20 protein-coding genes are annotated in these 24972 nt (G+C 74.6%); 14 read left to right on the top strand and 6 right to left on the bottom strand.

All coding sequences use genetic code 11. From position 1 onward, the window contains the following. Positions 1–13: 13 nt before the first annotated feature. The 3 genes from ACIA8O_RS39135 to ACIA8O_RS39145 all read left to right on the top strand — a co-directional run bounded on the left by ACIA8O_RS39135 (position 14) and on the right by ACIA8O_RS39145 (position 3613). On the top strand, positions 14–1318 hold the full coding sequence (locus ACIA8O_RS39135) for a M50 family metallopeptidase (RefSeq protein ID WP_396298857.1): 1305 nt from the start codon (positions 14–16) through the stop codon (positions 1316–1318). 142 nt (positions 1319–1460) lie between these two features. Next, positions 1461–2621, top strand: a complete 1161-nt coding sequence (ispG, locus tag ACIA8O_RS39140) for a flavodoxin-dependent (E)-4-hydroxy-3-methylbut-2-enyl-diphosphate synthase (protein ID WP_396298858.1) — start codon at positions 1461–1463, stop codon at positions 2619–2621. A 113-nt stretch (positions 2622–2734) separates the two neighbouring features. Further along, complete coding sequence (locus ACIA8O_RS39145) at positions 2735–3613, top strand: GNAT family N-acetyltransferase (protein WP_396298890.1); 879 nt, start codon at positions 2735–2737, stop codon at positions 3611–3613. 7 nt (positions 3614–3620) lie between these two features. On the opposite strand, the gene ACIA8O_RS39150 is transcribed toward ACIA8O_RS39145, so the two are convergent. After that, a complete protein-coding gene (locus tag ACIA8O_RS39150) occupies positions 3621–4157 on the bottom strand; it encodes a hypothetical protein (RefSeq protein WP_396298859.1) in 537 nt (178 codons plus the stop codon). Between the two features lie 99 nt (positions 4158–4256). On the opposite strand from ACIA8O_RS39150, the gene ACIA8O_RS39155 reads away from it, so the two are divergent. Beyond that, positions 4257–4817, top strand: a complete 561-nt coding sequence (locus tag ACIA8O_RS39155; RefSeq protein WP_396298860.1) for a GNAT family N-acetyltransferase — start codon at positions 4257–4259, stop codon at positions 4815–4817. Here ACIA8O_RS39155 and ACIA8O_RS39160 read toward each other — a convergent pair. Together ACIA8O_RS39160 and ACIA8O_RS39165 are read right to left on the bottom strand one after the other, a co-directional pair. Next, positions 4790–5710 (bottom strand): aminoglycoside phosphotransferase family protein, encoded by a 921-nt coding sequence (locus ACIA8O_RS39160; protein WP_396298861.1) that lies wholly within the window; start codon positions 5708–5710, stop codon positions 4790–4792. The genes ACIA8O_RS39155 and ACIA8O_RS39160 overlap by 28 nt on opposite strands. Before the next feature lie 152 nt (positions 5711–5862). Further along, positions 5863–6957, bottom strand: coding sequence for a ferritin-like domain-containing protein (locus tag ACIA8O_RS39165; RefSeq protein ID WP_396298862.1), 1095 nt, complete (start codon positions 6955–6957; stop codon positions 5863–5865). Between the two features lie 232 nt (positions 6958–7189). On the opposite strand from ACIA8O_RS39165, the gene rimP reads away from it, so the two are divergent. From rimP to ACIA8O_RS39215, 10 genes are all read left to right on the top strand, one after another. Continuing rightward, positions 7190–7738, top strand: a complete 549-nt coding sequence (gene rimP, locus ACIA8O_RS39170; RefSeq protein WP_396298863.1) for a ribosome maturation factor RimP — start codon at positions 7190–7192, stop codon at positions 7736–7738. Positions 7739–7784: 46 nt separating this feature from the next. After that, positions 7785–8798 carry a transcription termination factor NusA gene (gene nusA / locus ACIA8O_RS39175; RefSeq protein ID WP_396298864.1) on the top strand — a complete coding sequence of 338 codons (1014 nt, stop codon included), beginning with the start codon at positions 7785–7787 and terminating at the stop codon, positions 8796–8798. 69 nt (positions 8799–8867) lie between these two features. Continuing rightward, entirely contained in the window at positions 8868–9161 is a 294-nt protein-coding gene (locus ACIA8O_RS39180; protein WP_396298865.1) for a YlxR family protein, read from the top strand. Positions 9162–9347: 186 nt separating this feature from the next. Then, complete coding sequence (infB, locus tag ACIA8O_RS39185; RefSeq protein ID WP_396298866.1) at positions 9348–12476, top strand: translation initiation factor IF-2; 3129 nt, start codon at positions 9348–9350, stop codon at positions 12474–12476. Positions 12477–12631: 155 nt separating this feature from the next. After that, positions 12632–12928, top strand: a complete 297-nt coding sequence (locus ACIA8O_RS39190; protein ID WP_345285664.1) for a DUF503 domain-containing protein — start codon at positions 12632–12634, stop codon at positions 12926–12928. 147 nt (positions 12929–13075) lie between these two features. Further along, the gene (rbfA, locus tag ACIA8O_RS39195; RefSeq protein WP_396298867.1) at positions 13076–13519 is read left to right on the top strand and encodes a 30S ribosome-binding factor RbfA; all 444 of its coding nucleotides are present in this window, start codon (positions 13076–13078) and stop codon (positions 13517–13519) included. A 2-nt stretch (positions 13520–13521) separates the two neighbouring features. Beyond that, positions 13522–14643, top strand: a complete 1122-nt coding sequence (locus tag ACIA8O_RS39200; RefSeq protein WP_396298868.1) for a bifunctional oligoribonuclease/PAP phosphatase NrnA — start codon at positions 13522–13524, stop codon at positions 14641–14643. A gap of 48 nt (positions 14644–14691) precedes the next feature. Then, positions 14692–15621 carry a tRNA pseudouridine(55) synthase TruB gene (truB, locus tag ACIA8O_RS39205; RefSeq protein WP_396298869.1) on the top strand — a complete coding sequence of 310 codons (930 nt, stop codon included), beginning with the start codon at positions 14692–14694 and terminating at the stop codon, positions 15619–15621. Between the two features lie 541 nt (positions 15622–16162). Next, positions 16163–19591: a hypothetical protein gene (locus ACIA8O_RS39210; RefSeq protein ID WP_396298870.1), complete on the top strand. Its 3429-nt coding sequence runs from the start codon at positions 16163–16165 to the stop codon at positions 19589–19591. 65 nt (positions 19592–19656) lie between these two features. After that, positions 19657–20604 (top strand): bifunctional riboflavin kinase/FAD synthetase, encoded by a 948-nt coding sequence (locus ACIA8O_RS39215; RefSeq protein ID WP_396298871.1) that lies wholly within the window; start codon positions 19657–19659, stop codon positions 20602–20604. 72 nt (positions 20605–20676) lie between these two features. On the opposite strand, the gene ACIA8O_RS39220 is transcribed toward ACIA8O_RS39215, so the two are convergent. The 3 genes from ACIA8O_RS39220 to eccE all read right to left on the bottom strand — a co-directional run bounded on the left by ACIA8O_RS39220 (position 20677) and on the right by eccE (position 24855). Beyond that, positions 20677–22674, bottom strand: a complete 1998-nt coding sequence (locus ACIA8O_RS39220) for a MinD/ParA family protein (RefSeq protein ID WP_396298872.1) — start codon at positions 22672–22674, stop codon at positions 20677–20679. Positions 22675–22840: 166 nt separating this feature from the next. Beyond that, positions 22841–23599 carry a hypothetical protein gene (locus ACIA8O_RS39225; RefSeq protein WP_396298873.1) on the bottom strand — a complete coding sequence of 253 codons (759 nt, stop codon included), beginning with the start codon at positions 23597–23599 and terminating at the stop codon, positions 22841–22843. Next, entirely contained in the window at positions 23599–24855 is a 1257-nt protein-coding gene (gene eccE / locus ACIA8O_RS39230) for a type VII secretion protein EccE (protein ID WP_396298874.1), read from the bottom strand. The genes ACIA8O_RS39225 and eccE overlap by 1 nt, the downstream gene beginning before the upstream one ends. Positions 24856–24972: the final 117 nt, after the last annotated feature.

The following is a 24972-nucleotide window of genomic DNA, read 5'->3' on the forward strand; positions in this document are numbered from 1 at the left end:
CGGAGGCTCAGCGGTGACATTGGTGTGGTGGGGCCTCGGCATTCTGCTCTTCGTCCTGGGGCTGCTGTTCTCGATCGCCTGGCACGAGCTGGGCCACCTGTCCACCGCCAAGCTGTTCGGCATCCGGGTGCCGCAGTACATGGTCGGCTTCGGCCGCACCGTCTGGTCCCGGAAGAAGGGCGAGACCGAGTACGGCCTCAAGGCGATCCCGCTCGGCGGGTACATCCGGATGATCGGGATGTTCCCGCCGGGCGAGGACGGCCGGATCACCCAGCGCTCCAGCTCGCCCTGGCGGACCATGATCGAGGACGCCCGGGAGGCCTCCTACGAGGAGATCAAGCCCGGCGACGAGGACCGGATGTTCTACACCCGGAAGCCGTGGAAGCGCGTCATCGTGATGTTCGCCGGCCCGTTCATGAACCTGATCCTGGCCTTCGTGCTCTTCCTGGCCGTGCTCATGGGCGTCGGCCAGCAGACCGCCGTGCCGACCGTCTCCTACGTCAACAAGTGCGTGGTGGCGGCCGGCCAGCCGACCGACAAGTGCCCCGACGGCGCGCCCCAGAGCCCGGCCCTGCGGGCGGGCCTGCAGGAGGGCGACACCTTCGTCTCCTACGGCGGGGTCCCGATCACCGACTACAAGCAGCTCCAGGCCGAGATCCGCAGGACCGCCGGGGTGCAGGTGCCGATCGTGGTCGAGCGGGGCGGCCAGCGGGTCACCCTGACGGCCACCCCCGAGAAGAACGAAGTCCAGAAGATCGACGCGGACGGGTACCCGGTCAAGGGCGAGACCGTCACGGCGGGCTTCCTGGGCTTCGCCCCGCGCCAGGTCATGCAGACCCTGACCTTCGGCGAGAGCGTCGACCGGATGGCCGACATGGCCGCGAACGGCATCTCCTCGCTGATCGCCCTGCCCGGCAAGATCCCCGGCCTGTGGCACGCCATCGTCAGCGACGACCCGCGCCCGGCCGACTCCCCGATGGGCATGGTCGGCGCGGCCCGGATCGGCGGCGAGATGTTCGAGATGGACATCCCCTCCTCCAGCAAGCTGGTCGGCATGGTCCAGCTGCTGGCCGGGATCAACCTCTCGCTCTTCCTCTTCAACATGCTGCCGCTGCTCCCGCTGGACGGCGGCCACATCGCTGGCGCCCTCTGGGAGTCGGTGCGCCGCCGCTGGGCCAAGCTGTTCCGCCGCCCCGACCCGGGCCCGTTCGACGTGGCCAAGCTGATGCCCGCCGCGTACGTGGTGGCCGGTGTGTTCATCTGCTTCACCGCACTGGTGATGGTGGCCGACCTTGTCAACCCCATCCGCCTGAACTGACCCGGTTCCGTCGGGTACGTGCGTTGGCCCCCTCACCCGTGCCGTACCGTTGGACGCCGGGCGCCCCGTGACTTCCGGAGCGCCCGGCCCGGCCGGAGCCGATGGCCGGACCACCAACCGCACCCCTGGGGAACCTGCGCACATGTCCGCGATCTCGCTCGGAATTCCGTCCCTGCCGCTCAAGCCGCTGGCGACCCGTCGCGTCTCCCGGCAGATCATGGTCGGCAACGTCCCGGTCGGCGGTGACGCGCCGATCTCGGTCCAGTCGATGACCACCACGCTCACCTCCGACGTCAACGCCACGCTCCAGCAGATCGCCGAGCTGACCGCCTCCGGCTGTCAGATCGTGCGGGTGGCCGTGCCGTCCCAGGACGACGCCGACGCGCTGCCGATCATCGCCAAGAAGTCGCAGATCCCGGTGATCGCGGACATCCACTTCCAGCCCAAGTACGTCTTCGCCGCGATCGACGCCGGCTGCGCCGCGGTCCGGGTCAACCCGGGCAACATCAAGCAGTTCGACGACAAGGTCGGCGAGATCGCCAAGGCCGCCAAGGACGCCGGCGTCCCGATCCGGATCGGCGTCAACGCCGGCTCGCTCGACAAGCGCCTGCTGGAGAAGTACGGCCGGGCCACCCCCGAGGCGCTGGTCGAGTCCGCGCTCTGGGAGTGCTCGCTCTTCGAGGAGCACGACTTCCGCGACATCAAGATCTCGGTCAAGCACAACGACCCGGTCGTGATGATCAACGCCTACCGCCAGCTCGCCGCGGCCTGCGACTACCCGCTGCACCTCGGCGTCACCGAGGCCGGCCCCGCCTTCCAGGGCACCATCAAGTCGGCGGTCGCCTTCGGCGCCCTGCTGGCCGAGGGCATCGGCGACACCATCCGGGTCTCCCTGTCGGCCCCGCCGGCCGAGGAGATCAAGGTCGGCATGCAGATCCTGGAGTCGCTGAACCTCCGTCAGCGCGGCCTGGAGATCGTCTCCTGCCCGTCCTGCGGCCGCGCCCAGGTCGACGTCTACAAGCTCGCCGAGGAGGTCACCGCCGGCCTGGAGGGCATGGAGGTGCCGCTGCGCGTCGCCGTCATGGGCTGCGTCGTGAACGGCCCGGGCGAGGCCCGCGAGGCCGACCTCGGCGTCGCCTCCGGCAACGGCAAGGGCCAGATCTTCGTCAAGGGCGAGGTCATCAAGACCGTCCCCGAGTCGAAGATCGTCGAGACCCTGATCGAGGAGGCCCTCAAGCTGGCCGAGCAGATGCAGGCCGACGGCGTGGAGTCCGGCGCGCCGGTCGTGACCGCCGCCGAGTAGTGCTCCCTGGGAGGTGCGGGCCCGTGCTCGCACCTCCTCTCCGGCGGGGCGGGCGGAGTAGGGTGCGACAAGCGTTCCTAGTGGTGAGGTGCCCCGTGCTCGATCGAGGTGTGATGCTCCCCGGCCCGTTCCAGGTGGCCCGGGCCCTGGCGACCACCCGGGTGCTCGACCCCCAGGACCTCGACGAGGCACTGGAGATCCTGCACCGGGACCCGGTCGCCAACGCCTTCGTCGCCACCCGGGTGGAGGCCGTCGGGCTCGACCCCTGGCGGCTCGGCGGCGAGATGTGGGGCTGGTACGACGCCGACGGCCGGCTGGAGTCCCTCTGCTACGCCGGGGCCAACCTGGTGCTCGTCAACGCCGGCCCCGAGGCCGTCCGCGCCTTCGCCGAGCGGGCCCGCCGCCAGGGCCGCCGCTGCTCCTCCATCGTCGGCCCCGCCGGGCCCACCGCAGCCCTCTGGGCCTGCCTGGAGCGCAGCTGGGGCCCCGCCCGCGAGGTCCGCGCCCACCAGCCGCTGATGGCCACCCAGAGCCCCGCCCCGGCCCCGATCACCCCCGACCCGCTGGTCCGCCGGGTCCGCAAGAACGAGGTCGACGCCCTGATGCCGGCCTGCGTCGCGATGTTCACCGAGGAGGTCGGCATCTCCCCGCTGGCCGGCGACGGCGGCCTGCTCTACCAGGCCCGGGTCGCCGAACTGGTCGGCGGCGGCCGCTCCTTCGCCCGTTTCGCCGAGGACGGCTCGGTCGTCTTCAAGGCCGAGATCGGCGCCGTCACCGCCGGCGCCTGCCAGATCCAGGGCGTCTGGGTCGCCCCCGAACACCGCGGCCGGGGCCTCTCCGTCACCGGCATGGCCGCCGTCCTGGAGACCGCCCTGCGCGAGGTCGCGCCGACCGTCTCCCTCTACGTCAACGACTACAACCTCCGCGCCCGCGCCACCTACGCCCGGGTCGGCTTCCGCGAGATCGGCGCCTTCATGAGCGTCCTGTTCTGACGGACGCTCAGAACAGCTCGGAGAGGTACCCCCAGAGCGGGGAGCCCAGATGGCCCTCCAGGTCTGCCGCGGCCAGCACGGTCAGGAAGAGCTGCAGCGGCTCCGAGGGCCGCGCGAGCTCCCACCTCCCCAGCCGACGGGTTGCCAGCTCGGTGCCGGACCGGTCCACCACGACCGTCCGCCCGCCGATCCGCCGGAGGGCGAGCCCGTCCTCGCCGATGTGGAGGGTGACCCGGCGCTCCGAGACCTTCACCGACTTCTGGGCGGCCAGGGTCCCGGTCCGGCCCGCGTACTCGACGGTGATGCCCCGCTCCGCCCGCTCGTGCAGGTCGTGCCCGGGGGAGCCGGCGTCGTGCAGGGTCAGCACCCGTCCGGACACCGGGCGGAACTCCCAGGACTCCACTCGAGGGCCCGCCGGCGGGAACGGGCCGAGGGCACGGTGCACCTCCACCGTCCCCCACGTGAACTCGGCCTCGGCGTACTTCCCCGGTCTGCGGGCGGGCGCGTTCCAGCGCCAGAACCCGACGGTCGTCCTGAACTTCATCGGTCCCCTCTGATGATCCGTCCGGAATCGTAACGTCCGTTCGGCCGACGGCCGGGCGCCGGACGCCCCGGGGCCGGGCGGGGGAGTAACGTCCGGGGCATGGAGCAGCTGACCGAGGTGACGATCGAGGCCGTGGAGTTGGCGGCGTGGGCGGCGGAGGCACTGGAGGTGCAGGCGGTCGCCTTCGGGCTGACGGCGGACGAGGTGGCGGTGCGGCTCCAGATCGTGCGGCGGCACGCGCTGCAGCCGGGGGTGCTGGCCTTCGGGGCGTTCAGCGGGCAGCGGCTGGTGGGCTTCGGGTACGGGATGCCGAACCGGCGCGAGCACTGGTGGAGCACGGTGATCGAGCCGCACCTGGAGCGCAACGGGTACGACGACTGGCTGGACGGGACCTTCGCGGTGACCGAGCTGCACGTGCTGCCCGGGTTCCAGGGGCAGGGGGTGGGGACGCGGCTGATCCGGAGCCTGACGGAGGGGTCGGGGGCGCGGCGCAGCATCCTGTCGGCGATCGACGCGGAGACGCCCGCCCGCCGGCTGTACCGCTCGCTGGGGTACCGGGACCTGGCGCGGATGGTGCTGTTCCCGAACACCGTCCGGCCGTACGCGGTGATGGGGGCTCAACTGCCGCTGGGTCAGAGCCAGTCGGCGAACTCCAGGTAGAGCTCGGCGGTGTCGGCGGCGCCCGCCTCCAGGTGGCGCAGGCCGGTCTCGACGGTGCGGAAGAGGGTCCAGCCGCGCAGCCGCTCGTGGTCCACCTCGACGGCGTCGGCGAGCTGGTGGAGGCGGCGGCGGACGGCGCCGCGCTGGCCGGGGGAGCCGGCCAGGGTGTCCATCCGGTCCTGGGCCAGCCGGGCCAGGTCCCAGGCGCGTTCGCCGACCAGCGGGCGGGGGGAGACGGCCAGCCAGGGGGAGCGGTCGGCAGCCAGCACCTTGCCGTGGTGGAAGTCGCCGTGCAGCAGGTAGGACTCCTCGCCGGAGCCGAGCAGGGCGGTGGCCAGCTCCACCGCCTCGTCGGCCAACGGCGCCGCCTCCGGGGCGAGTTCGCGCCGGTGCCGGACCGCGTCGGCCAGCTCGGTGACCCGCTCGGCCAGCGGGGTGAAGGAGTGGCCGTCCGGCGGGGAGACCCAGAGCCGCTGGAGCAGGCCGGCCGCCTCCAGCATGGCCTTGGCCTCGGCCAGCGAGCGCAGCGGGATGTCCCCGTGCAGGCGCTCCAACAGCAGTGCGCCGTCGGCCGGTTCGGCGGCCAGTGCCAGGACGGCGCCGCGTCCGGCCCAGTGGGCCAGCGCGGCGTGCTCCCGGGCGTTCTCGGGGGTGACCAGGGAGGTCTTCAGGACGGCTGCCGAGCCGTCGTCCCGCCGTACGGTGCAGACCAGGGAGAGCCGGCCGCCGGGCTCCACCACCCGCTCGGGGGTGAGGTCCCAGCGCTCCAGCCCGGCGCGGACCAGCCCGGGCAGGGCGGCCAGCCAGGCCGCGCCCTCGGCGCCGTACCGGGACCGGACGGTCTCCGCGAGCCGCGCCGGGACGGTGATCTGCTGCCCTGCTGCTGCCGACATGCTGGCCTCCCGTTTGGCGCCGCCCGGCCGGGCCGGTGCGGCGGTTCGCCCGTCCATTGTCGGCCATGGTGGTGAAACCGCTGGTCAGGGGCTCGGCGTGGCGTCCCGACGGTCCGTCAGGAGCGGTCGCCGGGGCGGCGGTTGAGGAGGGCTCAGGAAGCGGACGGGGACGGGGACGGGGAGGCCGAGGCCCCGGCGGCCGGGAGGCCGGGGAAGGCGGTGAGGTCGCCGCCCCAGCGGCGGGCGTTCAGGGCGGCCTCGCGCAGCGCGGTGGCGGCGGTCTGCCGCAGCTCGCCGGTGGTGGCGGCGACCAGGCCCGCGTACACCCCGGTGAGCTGGACCTCGATGTGGGCGGCCAGCTGGCGGGCGGTCTCCGGGCTGTTCACCGGGAAGGGCAGCTGGTACCCGGCCGCGGCTGCGGTCGGGGTGGCCGAGCCGGCGGCCAGCCGCCGCTGCCAGGTGTCCCGCTGGGACTGGTGGTCGGCGAACACGGAGTGCGCCTCGGCCCGGCCGGGCCCCGGGATGCGGGCTCCGACCACGCCGTAGCCGTAGACGGCGGCGTGCTCGGCGGAGAGCGCGGTCTGCAGGGCGGTGGCCATGGGTGCGGGCAGCGGCACCGGCTTGGCGGAGGCGGACGCGGACGCGGAGGCCGACGGGGAAGCCGACGGGGACGGGGAGGCCTGGCCGGACCCGGAGGCGGACGCGGACGGGGAGGCCGTGCCGTCCCCGGGCACCGCGACCGGCGTGCGGTCGCCCAGTGCGGCGGCGTGCAGCGCCCCCGAGGCGGCGACCACCGCGAGCAGCTTGGCCAGCTCCGGCGAGGCGCCCGCGAGCTGCGCGAGCCGCGCCTGGGCGGTGAGCCGCTCGGCGGCCGCCAGCTGCGCGACGGAGCCCACCGGGCCGCCGCTGCCGGAGGCCGAGGGGGTGCCGGAGGCGGCCGGGGCGCCCGAGGTGGCGGTGCCGCCGTCCGGGAGCCCGGTGGCCAGCGCGGCCCGGTGCTCGGCGACCTCGGCCCGCAGCGCCTTGACCTGCTCGGCCCGGTCCCCGGCCGAGGCGGCCGCCGCGTCGTACCCGGCCAGCAGCCGGTCGGTGTCGGCCACCGCCTTGGCCCGCACCGGCCGGTCGGCGTCCTCCCGCTGCCGTGCCTCGGCCGCCGGTCCCTCCTCGTCGGTGCAGCCGCAGACCAGCAGCGAGGCACCGGTCAGCGCGCCGAGCGCGAGCAGACTGCGCCGGGTGAGGGACGGCATCGGTGGGGCTCCCGGGTGAAACTCGTGGGAGGGCGTGGGTGGCCCCCCGTGGCCCGTGCATCATGACAGACGGCCTGCGGCACCGTTGTGACCTTGCTCGCAGCGCGCCCGGCGTACGGGGCCCGCGCGCCGTGCGGAGTCGGTGGAACGGTCCGGGACCGGATAGGCTTGCCGCTGCGCTGAGAAGCGAGCACCTACCGACAACAGCAGACGCGGCCGAGGAGTCACCCGGATGAGCACCACCCCCACCGACCGGCTGCGCGCGTTGTTGGAGCCGCTGGCAGCCGAGGCCGGTCTCGACCTCGAGGACGTCACCATCACCCAGGCGGGCAGCCGCCGTCAGGTGCAGATCGACGTGGACGCCGACGGCGGCGTCGACCTGGACGCCATCGCCGAGTTCAGCCGGGTGGTCAGCGAGAAGCTGGACGCCGCCGAGGACGTGATGGGCTCCGCCCCGTACGTGCTGGAGGTCGGTTCGCCGGGGGCCGAGCGCCCGCTGCGCGAGCCCCGCCACTGGCACCGGGCCACCGGCCGCCTGGCGAAGATCCACCTGGTGGACGGCGGCGAGATCACCGCCCGGGTGCTGGAGAGCGACGAGGACGGCGCGCTGGTCGAGGTGCAGCCCGTGAAGGGCCGCGGCAAGCCCAAGGAGCGCCGCCTGGAGTACTCCGAGGTGGCCCGGGCCCGGGTGCAGGTGGAGTTCAACCGCAAGGAGGACGAGGGGCTGCTCGACGAGTCCGCTCCGGTCGAGGACTCCGACGACGACACCGACGACGAGTGAGCAGCACCCCCGACATGACCGTGAAGAGAGAAGAGGAGGCGTAGCCGTGGACATCGACATGAGCGCCCTGCGTGGGCTGGTTACCGAGAAGAACATCCCGTTCGACCTGTTGGTCGAGTCGATCGAGTCGGCCCTCCTCATCGCGTACCACCGCACCGAGGGCTCCCGCCGCCGCGCGCGGGTGGAGCTGAACCGCAAGACCGGGCACGTCACCGTCTGGGCCCTGGAGGACGCCTCCGAGCTGGAGGAGGGCGTCGAGCCCAAGGAGTTCGACGACACCCCGAGCGGCTTCGGCCGGATCGCCGCCTCCACCGCCAAGCAGGTGATCCTGCAGCGCCTGCGCGACGCCGCCGACGAGAAGACCTTCGGCGAGTACGCGGGCAAGGAGGGCGACATCGTCACCGGTGTCGTCCAGCAGGGCAACGACCCCAAGAACATCCTGGTCGACATCGGCAAGCTGGAGGCCATCCTCCCGCCGCAGGAGCAGGTCCCGGGCGAGGTCTACGCCCACGGCACCCGCCTGAAGTGCTACGTGGTGGCCGTCCGCCGCGGTGTCCGCGGCCCGTCCGTGACGCTGTCCCGGACCCACCCCAGCCTGGTGAAGAAGCTGTTCGCGCTGGAGGTCCCGGAGATCGCCGACGGCACCGTCGAGATCGCCGCGATCGCCCGCGAGGCCGGCCACCGCACCAAGATCGCCGTCTGGTCCCGCCGGGCCGGCCTGAACGCCAAGGGCGCCTGCATCGGCCCGATGGGCACCCGGGTGCGGAACGTGATGGCCGAGCTGCACGGCGAGAAGATCGACATCGTGGACTGGTCCGAGGACCCGGCCGAGATGGTCGCCGCCGCACTGTCCCCCGCGCGGGTGAGCAGCGTGGAGATCGTTGACTACGGCCAGCGCTCCGCGCGGGTGATCGTGCCGGACTACCAGCTCTCGCTGGCGATCGGCAAGGAGGGCCAGAACGCCCGCCTCGCCGCCCGTCTGACCGGCTGGCGGATCGACATCCGGCCGGACACCGAGGCCCCCGCCGAGGACAATCGCCGGGAATCTCGGGCCGAGTAGCCACGTTGTAGACGTCCTACCGCGATCGGCGGGGCGGCGTCATGTCCCTCCGGAGGGGTAGACTTGAGCTTGTCTGGCCGGACGCATGTCCGAGCATGCCCTGAACGCACCTGCGTGGGCTGCCGCAAGCGCGCGGCCAAGCACCAGCTGTTGCGTGTCGTGGCGGTCGAGGGCATCTGCGTTCCCGACCTCCGCGGCGCACTGCCGGGCCGGGGTGCACACCTGCACCCCGACCTGGCCTGCCTCGACCTCGCGGTCCGCCGACGGGCGTTCCCCCGGGCCTTCCGGCTCCAGGGCGCGCTCGACACCACGGCGCTGCGCGAGTACGTCGAGCAGCGGGCGGGCGACGCCCCGCCAGGCTGAGAGAACCACCGCAACAAGCACCGGACGGGCCTGCAGGCCCGCGCCCGGTGCGCACCACGTCAGGTACCTCGCGAGTTGGAAGTAGGTCGAGATTGCGATGAGCACTCGATGAGTACGCGATGAGTACGCCCATGAAGTAGCGATGGTCCGGCGGACGAATACCCCGGACACGTAGACAGGAGCGAAGTGGCTAAGGTCCGGGTATACGAGCTCGCCAAGGAGCTCGGCATGGAGAGCAAGGCCGTCATGGCCAAGCTCACCGAGCTGGGTGAGTTCGTCCGTTCGGCGTCCTCGACGATCGAGGCGCCGGTCGTGCGCAAGTTGACTGACGCTTTGGGAGTGGCTGCCCCCTCGGGCAGCGGTGCTGCCAAGCCTGGCCCGCGGAAGCCCGCGGCGCCCCAGCCCACCGGCGGTGCCGGTGCGGCCGCACCCAAGCCGGGTGCCCCCACCCCTGGCCCGCGGCCCGCCGCGACGCCGGGTCCCCGTCCGACCCCGGCCGCCGCGGCTCCCGCCGCCCCGGCCGCCCCCGCCGCGCCGAAGCCGGCCGGCGCTCCGACGCCGGGCCCGCGCCCGGCGGCGCGTCCCGCTGCCCCGGCCGCTCCGGCCGCCCCGGCGGCGGAGTTCTCCTCCCCGGCCCCGGCCGGTGAGGCTCCGGTCCGTCCGGCCGCCCAGGCCCCGCGTCCGGCCAACCCGGCCGCCCGTCCGGGCCCGCGCCCGGCCGGCCCGCGTCCGGGCAACAACCCCTTCACCTCGGGCTCCGCGACCGGCATGGGCCGCCCCGGCGACCGTCGTCCGGCCGCTCCGGGCGCCCCGCGTCCGGGTGCCGGTGCCCCCGGCGCCGGTGCTCCGCGCCCCGGTGGCGACCGTCCGCGTCCGGCCGGTGCCCCCGGCGCCGGTGGTGCTCCCCGTCCGGGCGGCGACCGTCCGCGTCCGGGTGGCGCTCCGGGCCAGGGTGCCCCGCGTCCCGGTGGTGACCGTCCGCGTCCGGCCGGTGCGCCGGGTGCCGGTGCCCCGCGTCCGGGTGGCGCTCCGCGTCCCGACGGGATGCCCCGTCCGGCCGGTCCGCGTCCGGGTGCCCCGAGCCCCTCGGGCATGCCCCGTCCGAACCCCGGCATGATGCCGCAGCGTCCGGGCCCGCGTCCGGGCCCGGGTGCCGGTGGCCGTCCGGGTGGCCCCGGTGGCCGTCCGGGTGGTCCGGGTGCCGCCGGTGGTGCCCGTCCGGGCTTCGCCGGTCGTCCGGCCGGTCCGGGCTCGCGTCCGGCGGGTGGCGGCTTCGGCGGCCCGCGTCCGGGTGGCGGTGCCGGTGGCGGCGGCGGTTTCGCCGGCGGCGGTGCCCGTCCGGGTGGCTTCAGCGGCCGTCCGGGTGGTCCGGGTGCCCGTGGTGGCACGCAGGGTGCGTTCGGCCGTGGCCCCGGTGGCCGTCCGGCCCGTGGCCGCAAGTCGAAGCGGGCGAAGCGCCAGGAGTACGAGGCCATGCAGGCCCCGTCCGTCGGCGGCGTGATGCTGCCGCGCGGCAACGGCCAGTCCGTTCGCCTGTCGCGGGGCTCGTCCCTGACGGACTTCGCCGAGAAGATCAACGCCAACCCGGCCGCGCTCGTCTCGGTGATGTTCAACCTCGGTGAGATGGTCACCGCGACCCAGTCGGTCTCCGACGACACGCTCCAGATGCTGGCCGAGGAGATGGGCTTCCAGCTGGAGATCGTCAGCCGGGAGGACGAGGACCGCGAGCTGCTCGAGTCCTTCGACATCGACTTCGGTGCCGACGAGGGCGACGAGGAGATGCTGGCCCCGCGTCCGCCGGTGGTCACCGTCATGGGTCACGTCGACCACGGTAAGACCCGCCTGCTCGACGCCATCCGCAAGTCCAACGTGGTGGCGGGCGAGGCCGGTGGCATCACCCAGCACATCGGTGCCTACCAGGTCGTCACCACGGTGAACGGCGAAGAGCGTCCGATCACCTTCCTCGACACCCCGGGTCACGAGGCGTTCTCCGCCATGCGTGCCCGTGGTGCGAAGTCCACCGACATCGCGATCCTGGTGGTCGCGGCCAACGACGGCGTCATGCCGCAGACGGTCGAGGCGTTGAACCACGCCAAGGCCGCCGGCGTGCCGATCGTGGTCGCGGTCAACAAGATCGACGTCGAGGGCGCCGACCCGACCAAGGTCCGCGGCCAGCTGACCGAGTTCGGTCTGGTGGCCGAGGAGTACGGCGGCGACACCATGTTCGTCGACATCTCCGCCCGCCAGGGCCTGCACATCGACTCCCTGCTGGAGGCCGTGGTCCTGACCGCGGACGCCTCGCTCGACCTCCGGGCCAACCCGGAGCAGGACGCGCAGGGTATTGCCATCGAGGCCCACCTCGACAAGGGCCGCGGCGCCATGGCGACCGTGCTCGTGCAGCGCGGTACCCTCCGCGTCGGTGACTCGATCGTGGTCGGCGACGCCTACGGCCGCGTCCGCGCGATGCTGGACGAGAACGGCAACAGCCTCGCCGAGGCCGGCCCGTCCCGCCCGGTGCTGCTGCTCGGTCTGACCTCGGTGCCCCGCGCCGGCGACAGCTTCATCGTCGTCGACGAGGACCGCACGGCCCGTCAGATCGCCGAGAAGCGCTCGGCCCGCGACCGCAACGCCGCCTTCGCGCAGCGTCGGGTCCGGATCTCGCTCGAGGACCTGGACAAGGCCATCGCAGCGGGCTCCATCGAGCAGCTCAACCTCATCATCAAGGGTGACGTCTCCGGTTCCGTCGAAGCCCTCGAGGACGCCCTCGTCAAGCTCGACGTGGGCGAGGAGGTCGAGCTCCGGGTGCTGCACCGCGGCGTCGGTGCGATCACCGAGTCGGACGTCGACCTGGCCATGGGCTCGGACGCCATCATCATCGGCTTCAACGTGCGCGCCGAAGGCCGCGCCCGTACCGCTGCCGAGAAGGAAGGCGTGGACGTCCGGTACTACTCGGTCATCTACCAGGCCATCGAGGAGATCGAGAACGCCCTCAAGGGTCTTCTCAAGCCCGAGTACGAGGAGGTGCGCCTCGGCTCCGCGGAGATCCGCGAGGTCTTCCGCTCCTCCAAGTTCGGCAACATCGCGGGTGTCATCGTCCGCGAGGGCCTGCTGCGCCGCAACGCCAAGGCCCGCCTCATCCGCGACGGCAAGGTCATCACCGAGAACCTCACCATCGAGGGTCTGCGCCGCTTCAAGGACGACGCCACCGAGGTCCGCGAGGGCTTCGAGGCCGGTGTCACGCTCGGTTCGTTCAACGACATCAAGGTCGAGGACGTCATCGAGACCTACGAGATGCGCGAGAAGCCGCGCGCGTAACGCGGTGTGAGCCGGGGGGGGGGGGGGGGGGGGGGGGCGCCCCCCCCCCCCCCCCCCCCCCCCCCCCCCCCCCCCCCGGCCTCACTGTTAGCCTCCAGGTACGCCCGTTCGGGCAACTCCTTCGAGGCCCCCAGGCCGGCTCTGGCCTGTCACACATGTTCGTAGGAACACTCACCTTCGACCTGCTCCTCGGCGACGTGCACTCGCTGAAGGAGAAGCGTTCGATCGTGCGGCCCATCGTGGCCGAGCTGGCGCGCAAGTACAGCGTGTGCGCCGCAGAGGTAGGGAACCAGGACCTCCACCGCAGGGCCGAGATCGGCCTGGCGGTCGTCTCCGGCGACGCCGGGTACGTCACCGAGGTGCTGGACAGCTGTGAGCGGCTGGTCGCCGGCCGCCCCGAGGTGATGCTGCTCTCCGCGAGGAGGCGGTACCACGGCGACGACGATGATTGAGGTGGGACGTCCGGCCGGGTGGTCGGGAGCGTCACACCGACGAGGACCGAGAGCGCCCGCAAGGCCGGGCGCGGGCGGGTACGTTGGGGCCAGGGCCGCACCGGGTGCGACCGTCCCGGTACCGCGCTCACTGCACGAGGAGGCAACGTGACCGACACCGCAAGGGCGCGCAAGCTCGCCGACCGCATCCAGGTGGTGGTGGCCGAGACCCTGCAACGCCGGATCAAGGACCCGCGGCTGGGCTACGTGACCATCACCGACGCCCGGGTCACCGGTGACCTGCGCGAGGCCACCGTCTTCTACACCGTCTACGGTGACGAGGCCGAGCGGGAGGCCACCGCCGCGGCGCTGGAGAGCGCCAAGGGCGTGCTCCGCTCCGAGGTCGGCAAGCAGACCGGCGTCCGCTTCACCCCGTCGCTGACCTTCGTCGCCGACGCGCTGCCGGACAACGCGAAGAACATCGACGACCTGCTCGACAAGGCCCGGCTCTCCGACGCCGCGGTGCGCACGGCCTCGGCCGGCGCCACCTACGCCGGGGACGCCGACCCCTACCGGGTGCCGGCCGCCGAGCGCGACGACGAGGACGAGTAGCCATGACCGGCGAGCCGGTCGAGGCCGGCCAGGGGGCATCTTCCACCGACACGGTGGAGGGTGCCCTCGCGGTGCTTCCCGGGCAGCGCAGCGCGGGCGACGGCGAGCCGTCCGCCGCGGGCGGGGCCCAGGGCCCCTCGCTGGCCGGCGAGTGGCAGCGGGTGGTCGAACTGCTCTCCGGGGCCGACGAGGTGGACCTGATCTGCCACGTGAACCCGGACGGCGACGCGCTCGGTTCGGCGCTGGCCGCCGGGCTGGCGCTGCGGTCCCGTGGCTGCCGGGTGCGGGTCTCCTTCGGCGACGACCCGCAGGTGATCCCCGAGTCGCTCTCCTTCCTGCCCGGTCAGGAGCTGATCGTGCCGGCCGCCGAGGTGCCCGAGGTGCCCGCGCTGGTGGTCTGCTTCGACGTGGCCTCCACCGGGCGGCTGGGGTTGCTGCACGACAAGGCCTTCGCCGCCCCGGTGCTGGTGGTCATCGACCACCACGCCTCCAACCCGGGCTTCGGCACCCACCGGCTGATCGATCCGTCCGCCCCCGCGACCGCGGTCCTGGTGGACGAGCTGCTGCGGCGGCTCGGCGTCGAACTCGACCAGGAGCTGGCCGCCTGCCTCTACACCGGCGTGGCCACCGACACCGGCTCCTTCAAGTACGCGGCCACCACCCCGGCCACCCACGAGTTCGCCGGGCGGCTGCTGGCCACCGGCATCCGGCACGACCTGATCTCCCGTCAGCTCTGGGACACCTGCTCCTTCGGCTACCTCAAGGTGCTGGCCGCCGCGCTCGGCCGGGCCGTCTACGAGCCGGAGGCGGCCGGCGGCCGCGGGCTGGTGTGGACCTGGGTGCCGTACCAGGAACTGGCGCTGTACGGCGTCACGGTGGAGGAGATCGAGGGCCTGATCGACGTGCTGCGGCGCCCGGCCGAGGCCGAGGTGGCACTGGTGCTCAAGCAGGACCCGGACGGCACCCTGCGCGGCTCCTGCCGGGCCAAGGGCGAGGTCGACGTGGCCGCGGTCTGCGCGGACCTGGGCGGTGGCGGGCACCGCTTCGCGGCCGGGTTCTCCGCGCGCGAGGACGTGGACGTCACGGTCGGACGGTTCCGGGCGGCGCTGGGCGCGCACGGCTGATTTCTTCTTCTTGGTAAGTACTGAGTACTAGGTGCAGAGAAAGAACTGATGAAGCGTAAAGGCACGGGCCCGGACGGACTGGTCATCGTCGACAAGCCGGAGGGCCTGACCTCGCACGGCGTGGTGGCCAAGCTCCGCTGGCTGGCCGGGACGAGGAAGGTCGGGCACGCGGGGACGCTGGACCCGATGGCGACCGGCGTCCTGGTGATCGGCGTCGAGCGGGCCACCCGGCTGCTCGGGCACCTGATGCTCACCGCCAAGACCTACGAGGCGACCGTCCGGCTCGGGCAGACCACCGTCACGGACGACCGCGAGGGCGACGTCACCGCCTCGGTGGACGCCTCCGGGGTGGCGCGGGAGGCGATCGACGCCGGGATCGCGGCGCTCACCGGCGAGATCATGCAGGTGCCGTCGAAGGTCAGCGCGATCAAGATCGACGGGAAGCGTTCGTACGCCAGGGTCCGGGAGGGCGAGGACTTCGAGCTGGCGGCGCGGCCGACCACCATCTTCTCGTTCGTGGTGCACGAGCAGCGCGCGGCGGTGGCGGAGGACGGCACGCCGGTGATCGACCTGGACGTCACGGTGGAGTGCTCCTCCGGCACCTACATCCGGGCGCTGGCCCGGGACCTGGGCGAGGGGCTCGGCGTCGGCGGGCACCTGACGGCCCTTCGGCGCACCAAGGTCGGGCCGTACGGGCTGGACTCGGCGCGGACGCTGGAGCAGCTGGAGGAGGCCGTCAAGGGGGAGGACGGGGCCCCGCTGGAGGTGCTGGCGATCGGTGACGCGGCGGCAGCGGCGTTCCCCCGCTGGGACGTCGACGCCGAGCAGGCCGAACAGCTCTCGCACGGCTCCCGCCTCAAGGCCCCGGGCCTGGGCGTGGACGGGCCGGTGGCGGTCTTCGCGCCGGACGGGCGGTTCCTGGCCCTGATCGAGGAGAAGGGCGGCCAGGCCAAGCCGGTCGCGGTCTTCGTCGGCTGACCACCACATCTGCGGACCGCCCTCGGACCGCCCTCGGACCGCCCTCGGACCGCCCTCGGACCGCCCTCGGACCGCCTTCGGACCGCCTTCGGACCGCCCGGAGGGCGGTCAGGGGCGCGGGGAACTGCGCGAATCGGAAGTTGACGACCCGTGTGCCGGGTACGGACAGCCACTTGCACGTGAGCCTCCGTACCCGGCACACGGGTTTCCTCCTTCCGCAGCGCGCAGTTCCCCGCGCCCCCGGTGTGACCACCTGCCGTGCGCCCCGGGGGTGGTGATCCTCGTGCCCGGGTGTGGCCACCTGCCGTGCGCCCCGGGGTGGTACTTCCCGTGCCCGGGTGTGACCACCTGCCGTGCGCCCCCGGTGTAACCACCTGCCGTGCGCCCCGGGGGTGGTCTTCGGTGCGCTCGTAGTGCGCTGACCGGTTCGTGGGAGGCCGTTCCGGAGGGAGTTCATCCGTTCAGGTGAGTGGCGGTAGCGGCGGCCGTGGGGGCGGGCAGGCTCCGGGCGGGTGTTGCCGGGGACGGAGGGGCGGGCGTCGTGCTGCTGCGGATCTGCGGGGCGGACGGGCTGGTGCGGGGGCTGGGCTTCGTGGCGGACCGGTCGGGCACCGTGGTGACGGCCCGTCAGGTGGTGGCGGGGGCGGCGGAGCTGGTGCTGCACACGATGGGCGGGCAGGCCCGGGTGCTCGGGCCGGAGAGCGTGGAGGAGCTGCCCGGCGCGGGGCTGGCGTTGCTGCACACGGCGGGCGTCGGCGGGGTGCCGGAGCAGCCGCCGCCGATCGTCGGCGGGGTGGGCAGCGGCCTGCTCACCGTCTGCCAACTCGCGGCCAGGGTGTGGGAGTTGACCCAGCTCCAGGGCGGTGTCCGGGCGGTCGGTCCGGACGGGGTGCTGGAGCTGGAGCTGCCGCAGCTGCGCGGCCCGGTGACGGCCGGGGCGCCGGTGCTCTGTGCGGAGAGCGGGGCGGTGCTGGGAGTGTTGGCGGCGGGGCCGGGGGCGCGGCCGGTCGCGCTGCCGTTGGACGGCCCGGAGCTGGCCGGGCTGCGGAGCAGGAACGCGGAGGCGGCTCCCGCGTACGGGCGGGCGCTCAACCTGGGCGGGGTGCTGCAGTTGGCCTCGGTGCAGCTCGGTTCGGCGAGCGCCGGGCCGGGCCGGATCGCGGACCTGGTGGCGGACCGGGTGGACCGTCCGGACGGGCTGACGGGGGAGGAGCCGCAGGCAGTGGTGTCGGCGCTGCTCGGCCCGGCGGGCTGCGGGCGCTCCACCGAGTTGGCTGCGCTGGCGGTCCGCCGGGCGGGCGGGGCCGCGCCGCTGCCGACGCTCTGGCTGCGCGGGGCCGACCTGGCGGCAGGGGAGCCGACTCCGGCGGCTGCGGTGCAGCGCCAACTCGCTCGCTCCGCAGGCTTGTTGGGCGTCCCGGCGCCGGAGCTGCCGGAGCTGCTGCTGGTCTGTGCGAAGGCCGGGCGGCCGTTGCTGGTGCTGCTGGACGGGTTGGAGGAGGCGCCGGCCGCAGTGACGGGGGAGTGGCTGGCGGGGACGGTGGAGTGGCTCGCGCTGACCGGGACCAGGTTGCTGGTGGCGGCCCGGCCGGAGGGCTGGCCGGGGCTGCCGGGGGCGGCGGTGCACGGGCTGGGGGCGCTGCCGGCCGAGGCGGCGGCGCGGGTGGCGCGCCGGTACGGGACGGAGCCCTTCGAGGGGAGCCCGCTGGCGCTGCGGCTGGCGGGGGAGGCGGGGGTGCCGGCGGACCGGGCGGAGCTGTACGCGGGCTGGCTGGAGCGGCGCTGCCGGGAGGCCGCCCGGGCGATGGCGGGGGCCGGGTCCGCGCGGCGGGCGGGGGCGCACCGGCGGGGCGGGCCCTCGCCCGAGCCGGTGGAGGCCCGGGAGCGCGAGCGGGCCGGGGTGCTGGCGGACCGTCTGCGGGAGGCGGCCCGCCGGATGTTGTCGAGCGGTCACGGCACCCTGGACGCCGCCGACTTCGCCGACCTCTTCCCGGCCGCGGGCGGCTGGGACGGGGCGGCCCTGGGCACCCCGCTGCTGGTCCCGGCGGGGCCGGGCTACCGCTTCCCGCACGAGGACCTGGCGGACTGGCTCCAGGCGGCCCAGCTGGACCTGGACGCGGCCCTGCGGCTGCTGCTCGGCGAGACGGTGGGGGGCGGCGGCACGGCGGCGGACGGCCACTCGGACGGGGGACCGGCCCAACCGGAGGACGGCCGACCCGGCGGCACGTCGGGCCCGTCGGGCAACGCCGCCCGCTCCGGCCCGCCCGAGGCTTCCGAACAGCGGCCGGGCGGCTCGGCCTTCGTCTCCGCCGCACTCGGCTCGGTGGCCCTGAGCTCCGCGCCTGCCTTCGCCCCGACGTCCGTGCCTGGCCCCGCGCACGGCCCCGTCCCCGCCGGCGGCGTGCCGCGGTGGCGGGCCGGGGTGGTGGGGTGGGCGCTGCGCCGGGTGGCGGAGCGGTACGGGGCGGAGGGGTTGGACGGCTGGCTGTGGCGGTTGTGGCGCGGGGTGGAGACGGCGCCGGGGCCGGAGGAGGGCTGGTGGGCGCGGCGGCTGCTGGTGGACGCGCTGGGCTTCGGGGCCGGCCCCGCCGTGCACCGGGAGCTGTTGGAGCGGATCGCCGAGCGCGGGGGCGGCGGGCTGGAGCCGGAGTTCTGGACGGGGTTGCCGCTGCCGGTGGAGGACCGGACGGACCTGTTGCGGCGTCTGGTGGCGGCGGGCCGTCCGGCCCGTCCGGCGGTGGTGGAGCTGTTGGCGGCGGAGCCGCGGGCGGTGCTGCCGTTGCTCTGCGGCTGGTACCGGGAGACCGGCGGCAGTGCGGCCGCGGACCTCGCGGACGACCTGCTGTTCGCCCACCGGCACGGTGCGGTGGACGACCTGACGGAGTGTCTGGCGATCGCCGCCCATCCCCGGGCCGACGCGCTGCTGGCCCGGCTGGCGGTGGAGGAGCCCTCGGCGCTGTGCCGGGCGGTGGACCGGTGGAGCCACCGCCCGGGCCCGCAGTGGCACGTGGCGGCGGCGGTGCACGGGCTGCGGGTGGCTCCGCACGCCTCCGGGACGGGGGCGGAGCTGCTGCGGCACGCGGCCCGTACGCTGCTGGCCCGGGAGGAGGAACCGGCCCTGCACGGTGCGGCGTTGGCCCTGTTGGTGCGGGAGCCGGAGGGCCGGGCGCGGTACCTGGGGCGGGCGCTGGAGGCGTACCTGCGGGACGACGCCTTCGTCACGGCCGAGGCGCTGGCCCCGGTGCTGGCGGAGGAGCCCGGGCCGGTGCTGGCGGCGTTCCGGGGGCGGTTGGCGGAGCCGGGGGCGGCGGTGGCGGAGGTGTTGCGGGTGCTGGCCGGGCAGCCGGGCCCGGAGCTGCTCGGCCCGGCCCTGGACCTGGCCGCCGAGCTGCTGGAACGCGTCCCGGAAGGTGACGGGCCCGGGCGGGAGCGGACGGTGGGTCAGGTGGCCGAGCACCTGGCCGGTCTGCTGGCGGGCCCGGCCGGCCCGGGGGCCGTGGTGGCCGCCGCGACCGTCCGGCCGCCGGTGCTGCGCGGGGTGCTGGCGCTGCTGCTGACGGAGCCCGGGCACCCCGCCGAGCTGCTGGCCGCCCTGCTCGACGGGGAGCGCGACCCGCTGGTGCTGGTGCCGGTGGTGGAGCGCCTGGCCGCCCGTTACGATGGCCAACCAGCGGATGGGACAAGGGAGTTGGTGCGGATCGCGGCGCAGGCCGGCGGGTCGGGGGTGGACGCCGCGCTGGTCCGCGGGGCGGGCCGCTCGGCCGGGTTCGCCCGGCTGCTGGCGGACTGGCCGGCGGAGGAACCGGGCCCGCGCGGTGGCCCGCTGCTGGCCCGGATGCGGCTGCTGGCGGCCGGCGGACGGGATCCTCAATACGCCGCGGCGGAGGCCGAACGCTGCGCCCTGGTGCGGACGCCGCGCGCAGCTGTGGTTCCGGTGCCGACACAGCATCGGGCGCATGGCACGCTATAGGGGTCCGGTAAGGAAGCGAGGGCGTGCGGAGGCCGCACGCCGGTTCGGGAACAAGGAGCGGTCAGGTGCAGCGCTGGCGTGGCCTGGAGGAGATCCCCGGGGACTGGGGGCGCAGCGTCGTCACCATCGGATCGTTCGACGGTGTGCACCGGGGCCACCAGCTGATCATCGGCCGGGCGGTGGAGCGGGCCCGGGAGCTCGGGGTGAAGGCGGTCGTGGTCACCTTCGACCCGCACCCGAGCGAGGTCGTCCGGCCGGGCAGCCACCCGGCCCTGCTGGCGCCGCAGCCGCGGCGGGCCGAGCTGATCGGGGGGCTGGGCGTGGACGCGGTGCTGGTGCTGCCGTTCACCGCGGCGTTCTCCCAGGAGTCCCCGGAGACCTTCGTGCGGACCGTCCTGGTGGAGGCGCTGCACGCGAAGCTGGTGATCGAGGGCCCGAACTTCCGCTTCGGCCACAAGGCGGCGGGGAACGTCGCGCTGCTGGCCGAGCTGGGCCGGGCGGACGACTTCGAGGTGGAGGTGCTCGACCTGGAGCTGCGCGGAGCGGCCGGGGACGGCGTGCCGTTCTCCTCGACGCTGACCCGCCGGCTGGTCGCCGAGGGCGAGGTGGAGGCGGCCGCCGAGGTGCTCGGCCGGCCGCACCGGGTCGAGGGCGTGGTGGTCCAGGGCGCCCAGCGCGGGCGGGAGTTGGGCTACCCGACGGCCAACGTGGACACCGTCGCACACAGCGCGATCCCAGCCGACGGGGTGTACGCCGGTTGGCTGACCGCCGGTGGCGAGCGGATGCCGGCCGCCATCTCGGTCGGCACCAACCCGACCTTCGACGGGACCCACCGGACGGTCGAGGCCTACGCCATCGACCGCGTCGGGCTGGACCTGTACGGCCTGCACGTGGCCGTGGACTTCCTGGCCTACCTGCGCGGGATGGAGAAGTTCGACTCCATCGAGGCGCTGCTGGACCGGATGGCCGACGACGTGAAGCGGGCCCGCGAGCTGACCGACTCGGCGCTCTGACACCAGGTCTGACGGATCGTACGCCGGAGGGCGGCCCACCCGCGGGTGGGCCGCCCTCCGGCGTACGCGTGCCTACTGCTGCGGGGGCGGCGGCGGGTAGCCGTACCCGGGCTGCTGCGGCGGCTGCTGCGCCCACTCCTGGGGCAGCGGCTGCTGCGGGTAGCCGCCGGGCTGCTGCGGGGGCTGCTGCTGCGGGGCCCAGGGCTGGCCCTGCTGCGGGTAGCCCGGCTGGCCGCCCTGCTGCGGCGGGTAGCCGCCCTGCTGGGGGTAGCCCGGCTGGCCCTGCTGCTGCGGGTAGCCCGGGTAGCCGCCCTGCTGCTGCGGCTGGTTCCAGCCGCCGGCCGCGTGCTGGGCCCGCATGATGTCCTCGCCGACCAGGGTGGCGAGTTCGAAGTAGGCGTCCCGGACCTTGGGGCGCATCATCGCGAGGTTGACCTCGGCGCCGGCCGCCAGGCTCTCGTCGAAGGGCACCACCACGACGCCGCGGCAGCGGGTCTGGAAGTGCGCGACGATGTCCTCGACCTTGATCATCTTGCTGGTCTCGCGGACCCCGGAGACCACCGTGATGGCGCGCTGCACCAGGTCGGCGTAGCCGTGCGCGGAGAGCCAGTCCAGCGTGGTGGAGGCCGAGCTGGCGCCGTCCACGCTGGGCGTGGAGACGATGATCAGCTGGTCGGCCAGGTCGAGTACGCCGCGCATCGCGCTGTAGAGCAGACCGGTGCCGGAGTCGGTCAGGATGATCGGGTAGTGCTGCCCGAGCACCTGGATCACCTGGCGGTAGTCCGAGTCGTTGAAAGTGGTCGAGACGGCCGGGTCCACGTCGTTGGCCAGGATCTCCAGGCCCGAGTGCAGGTCCTGCGAGGTGAACTGGCGCACGTCCATGTAGCTGCGCAGGTGCGGGATGGCCGTCACCAGGTCGCGGATGGTCGCGCCGGTCTGCCGCTTCACCCGGCGGCCGAGGGTGCCGGCGTCCGGGTTGGCGTCGATCGCGATGACCTTGTCCTGGCGCTCGGTGGCCAGCGTGGCGCCCAGTGCGGTGGTCGTGGTGGTCTTGCCGACACCGCCCTTGAGGCTGATCACGGCGATCCGGTAGCAGGAGAGCACCGGGGTGCGGATGACCTCCAGCCGGCGGGCCCGGTCGGCCTGGGCCGCCTTGCCGCCGAACTTCAGCCGGGACTCCCGCTGCTGCTTCGGCTGGCCGCGCAGCAGGCGGTCGGAGGAGAGCTCCACGGCCGCGGTGTAGCCGAGCGCGGCGCCGTGCGCCATCGGCTGCTGCTGGCCCTGCCCCTGGAAGGCGACCGGCGCCTGCGGCACGGCCTGCTGCGGGTAGGGCTGCTGCACCTGCTGCTGCGGGTACGGCTGCGGCGCGGGCTGCTGCGGCGCGGCCTGCGGCCAGCCGCCCTGCCGCGGGTCGACCGGCTGCTGCGGCGGGGCGGTCTGAGGGTGCGTCGGCTGCTGCTGCGGCCAGGGCCCGGGCTGCGGGCCGGGCGGCACGGCCGCGCCCTGCTGCGGGTACGGCGGCGGCGGGCCGGGCTGGGCGTGCGGCGGCTGAGGGTGCGTCGGCTGGGCCTGGACCGGCTGCGGCGGCACCGGGCCGGGAGCGGCCTGCCCGTCCGCGGGTGCGGGAGCAGGTGCGGGTACGGGAGCCGGGGCGGGGGCCACCGGAGCCGGCGCGGACTGCAACTCGACCGGGGCGGGCGCCGGTTGGCCGTGGTCGGTGACCGGCGGCATGACGGCGGTCTCGACCACGTCGGCCGGTGCGGGGGCGACGGGCGCGGCGGCGACGGGCGCCGGAGCCACCGGCGCGGGAGCCACCGGCGCGGGCGTCTCGGCGGCCGGGGCCGCAGCCACCGGGCCGGGTGCGGGCGGCGTCACCGGGCCGGGGGTCGGCGCAGGTGCGGGAGCCGGGGCGGGTGCGGGAGCGGGGGTCTGGGCGGCGGCGGGCGCGGCCGCCGCCGGGTCGCCCTGGGTGTACCAGGACGGCGGGGAGTAGTCAGGAACGTCCGACCAGTCGTCGTCGTCCTCCGCCGCGTTGTCGCCGACGTAGACGCCGTCCCGATCGCTGCTCACTTGGGCTCCCTCGTGTTCGCCGCCGCTGTTCGCGGTGCCGTAGGCACAAGACTAGGACGTGTGGTCCGGTTGGCCTAAGGCGGTGCCGGAACTCACACCATCGTGGACGAATGGAGAGGTCCGTACACCGTGCCTCCGGTGTACGGACCGTCCTGCCGCCGTGCGGTCAGTCCATTCGGCGCGGGCCGCCGAGCACCTGGGCCTCGGCCTCGCCCGGGTTGGTCATCACGAACTGACGCCGCATCCGGGTCGCCCAGAGCGTGATGTTGTCGCCCAGGGTGGGCAGCGCGGCGACCTCCTGGTCGCCGAGCGAGAGCAGCCGGGCGAGGATCTCCGCCTCCTGCGGGGAGACCCGCTGGACGCCCACCAGGTCGGCCGAGTTGATCACCCGTGAGGCGTTCGGGCCGAGGTAGGGGAGGAGCGTCAGGGTGGTCTGCCAGGGGGCGGCGGAGAGCCGGCTGCGCGGCGGACGGGCGCCGAGGTCGCGCACCACCAGCACCGGCGAGGCGACCGAGGCGCCCTGGGCGCCGAGCCGGCCGACCTGGTGGATCGTCACGCAGGGCTGGCCGCCGCCGGCCGCCTGGGCCATCGGGGACCAGGCCTGCGGACGGGCGGTCTCGACCGCCACCCGGGCACCGGTGGCGGCCGCGCGGAGCGCGATCACCTGGGCCGTCCACATGCCGCCGACCAGCACCAGCTCGTACTGGCTGGGGCGGAACAGGCCGATCACGGCCGGCTGGTTCTGCGGGTCCACGCCGACCAGCACGCCGTCGTCGCCGACCGGGAAGGCCAGCGCGGTCAGGTCCTCGGCGGCCAGCACGTGGCGCTCGCGGCGCGGGCCGCGCAGGCCGAAGCCGGGGCGCAGCCGGGGGGCGCGGACGGTGGGCTCGGGCGCGGTCTGGCCGGGATAGCTCTGATAGGCCATCAGGAAGTCCCTCCCAGGGGCAGCGTGGCGAGCAGGCCGGGCGCCTGCTCCAGGTCGAGCCGGGTCAGGCCGATCCCGGAGGTCTGGGCGCGCGACTCCACCATCCGGCCGACCTGGGCGACCTCGCTCTCGCTGCGGCCGGTGACGCGCACGTGCGCGCTGACGGCGATCGCGTCGCCGGTGCCGCGGCTGGCGGTCAGGCTGAAGGTGCTGGCCAGCGCGGGGGTGTTGGTGACCAGGTTGACCAGGTCGGGGGCGGCGATCCGGCCGGGGGCGCCGCCGGGGCGGCTGAGCTGGGGCCACTTGGAGACCCAGAAGGTGGCGTGCCAGCGGTCGTCCACCCGCCAGAACTTGCGGCTCTCCTGGGTGCGGCGGCCGTTCCCGCCACCGCCGCCGGTGCCCTGACGGCCCGCCACCGCGATCGGGTTGGCGCAGACCGAGATGGCCAGCGCGGCGATCAGCTCGCGCTCGTCCAGCACGGTGGCGGTGAAGCCGGCCCCGTTGAGGCGCCCGGCCAGCTGGTCGGTGACGCGCTGGAGCGCCTTGCGGGCGCCCTCCTCGCCGCCGCCGCGGGCCTCGACGGCGGTGCGGGTGAGCTCCGGGCTGAGCTTGAGCGCGACCCAGGTGAGCCGCAGGCCCGGGGTGGACACGCCGTCCGGGAGCTGGTGGTAGGCGCGGGCCGCCAGCGACTGGTCGGGCAGGTGCGGGGCCGGGGCCGGCTGGGTGTGCTGCACCAGCTGCACCGACTCCAGCGCGATGTCGTCCACCTGGAGGGCCGAGCAGAGCACGTCCAGCGGGAGCGGCAGCGCGTTGCGGTGCGGCCGCAGCGGCTGGTCCTTGGCCTGCACCAGCAGGATCGAGGTGAGGAAGGTGCCGTCACCGACCATGCCGGTCTCCCGGCGGACGGGGCGGCCGCCGCCGAGGTCGGCCTCGATCGCGTGGGTGTAGGTGCGCAGCGCCGGCTCCAGCTCCAGGGCCGGGGCCAGCGCCGGGTCGGTGCCGGGCGGCGGCACGTTCTGCTGGGCCTGGCGGCGGCGCGAGTTGAGCTCGGCGCGGACCCGCAGGCCCTCGGGCAGGCTGAGCCCGTTGAGCGGCAGCAGCGCGAACACCACGAGCAGCAGCGCCGGGACCGCGAACACCCCGGCCATCGCCTTGCTGATCGTCCAGCCGACCGCCACCAAGGCCAACGCGACCTCCAGCAGCACGAGTTGCTGGAGGCGCAGGCGGGTGCCGAGCAGGCCCGGCCGCGGGTGCACCTTGACCGGCACCGGCGCGGTGGCCCGGGCGGGCCCGGACTGCGCGCGGCGGCTGCCGCCGCTTCCCCTGCCGTGTCCTGTGCTGCGTCGCCCTGGAGCGGTCTGACTTGGCATCCC

This window comes from Kitasatospora sp. NPDC051853 (genome assembly GCF_044452665.1).
GTDB lineage: Bacteria > Actinomycetota > Actinomycetes > Streptomycetales > Streptomycetaceae > Kitasatospora.

Coding starts and splice junctions, on each gene's coding strand:
- ACIA8O_RS39160 (WP_396298861.1), bottom strand. CDS start 5,710: ATGTCGGCAGCAGCAGGGCAGCAGATCACCGTCCCGGCGCGGCTCGCG.
- ACIA8O_RS39145 (WP_396298890.1), top strand. CDS start 2,735: ATGCTCCCCGGCCCGTTCCAGGTGGCCCGGGCCCTGGCGACCACCCGG.
- ACIA8O_RS39225 (WP_396298873.1), bottom strand. CDS start 23,599: ATGGCCTATCAGAGCTATCCCGGCCAGACCGCGCCCGAGCCCACCGTC.
- ispG (WP_396298858.1), top strand. CDS start 1,461: ATGTCCGCGATCTCGCTCGGAATTCCGTCCCTGCCGCTCAAGCCGCTG.
- rimP (WP_396298863.1), top strand. CDS start 7,190: ATGAGCACCACCCCCACCGACCGGCTGCGCGCGTTGTTGGAGCCGCTG.
- ACIA8O_RS39165 (WP_396298862.1), bottom strand. CDS start 6,957: ATGCCGTCCCTCACCCGGCGCAGTCTGCTCGCGCTCGGCGCGCTGACC.
- ACIA8O_RS39190 (WP_345285664.1), top strand. CDS start 12,632: ATGTTCGTAGGAACACTCACCTTCGACCTGCTCCTCGGCGACGTGCAC.
- ACIA8O_RS39155 (WP_396298860.1), top strand. CDS start 4,257: ATGGAGCAGCTGACCGAGGTGACGATCGAGGCCGTGGAGTTGGCGGCG.
- truB (WP_396298869.1), top strand. CDS start 14,692: ATGAAGCGTAAAGGCACGGGCCCGGACGGACTGGTCATCGTCGACAAG.
- ACIA8O_RS39200 (WP_396298868.1), top strand. CDS start 13,522: ATGACCGGCGAGCCGGTCGAGGCCGGCCAGGGGGCATCTTCCACCGAC.
- ACIA8O_RS39150 (WP_396298859.1), bottom strand. CDS start 4,157: ATGAAGTTCAGGACGACCGTCGGGTTCTGGCGCTGGAACGCGCCCGCC.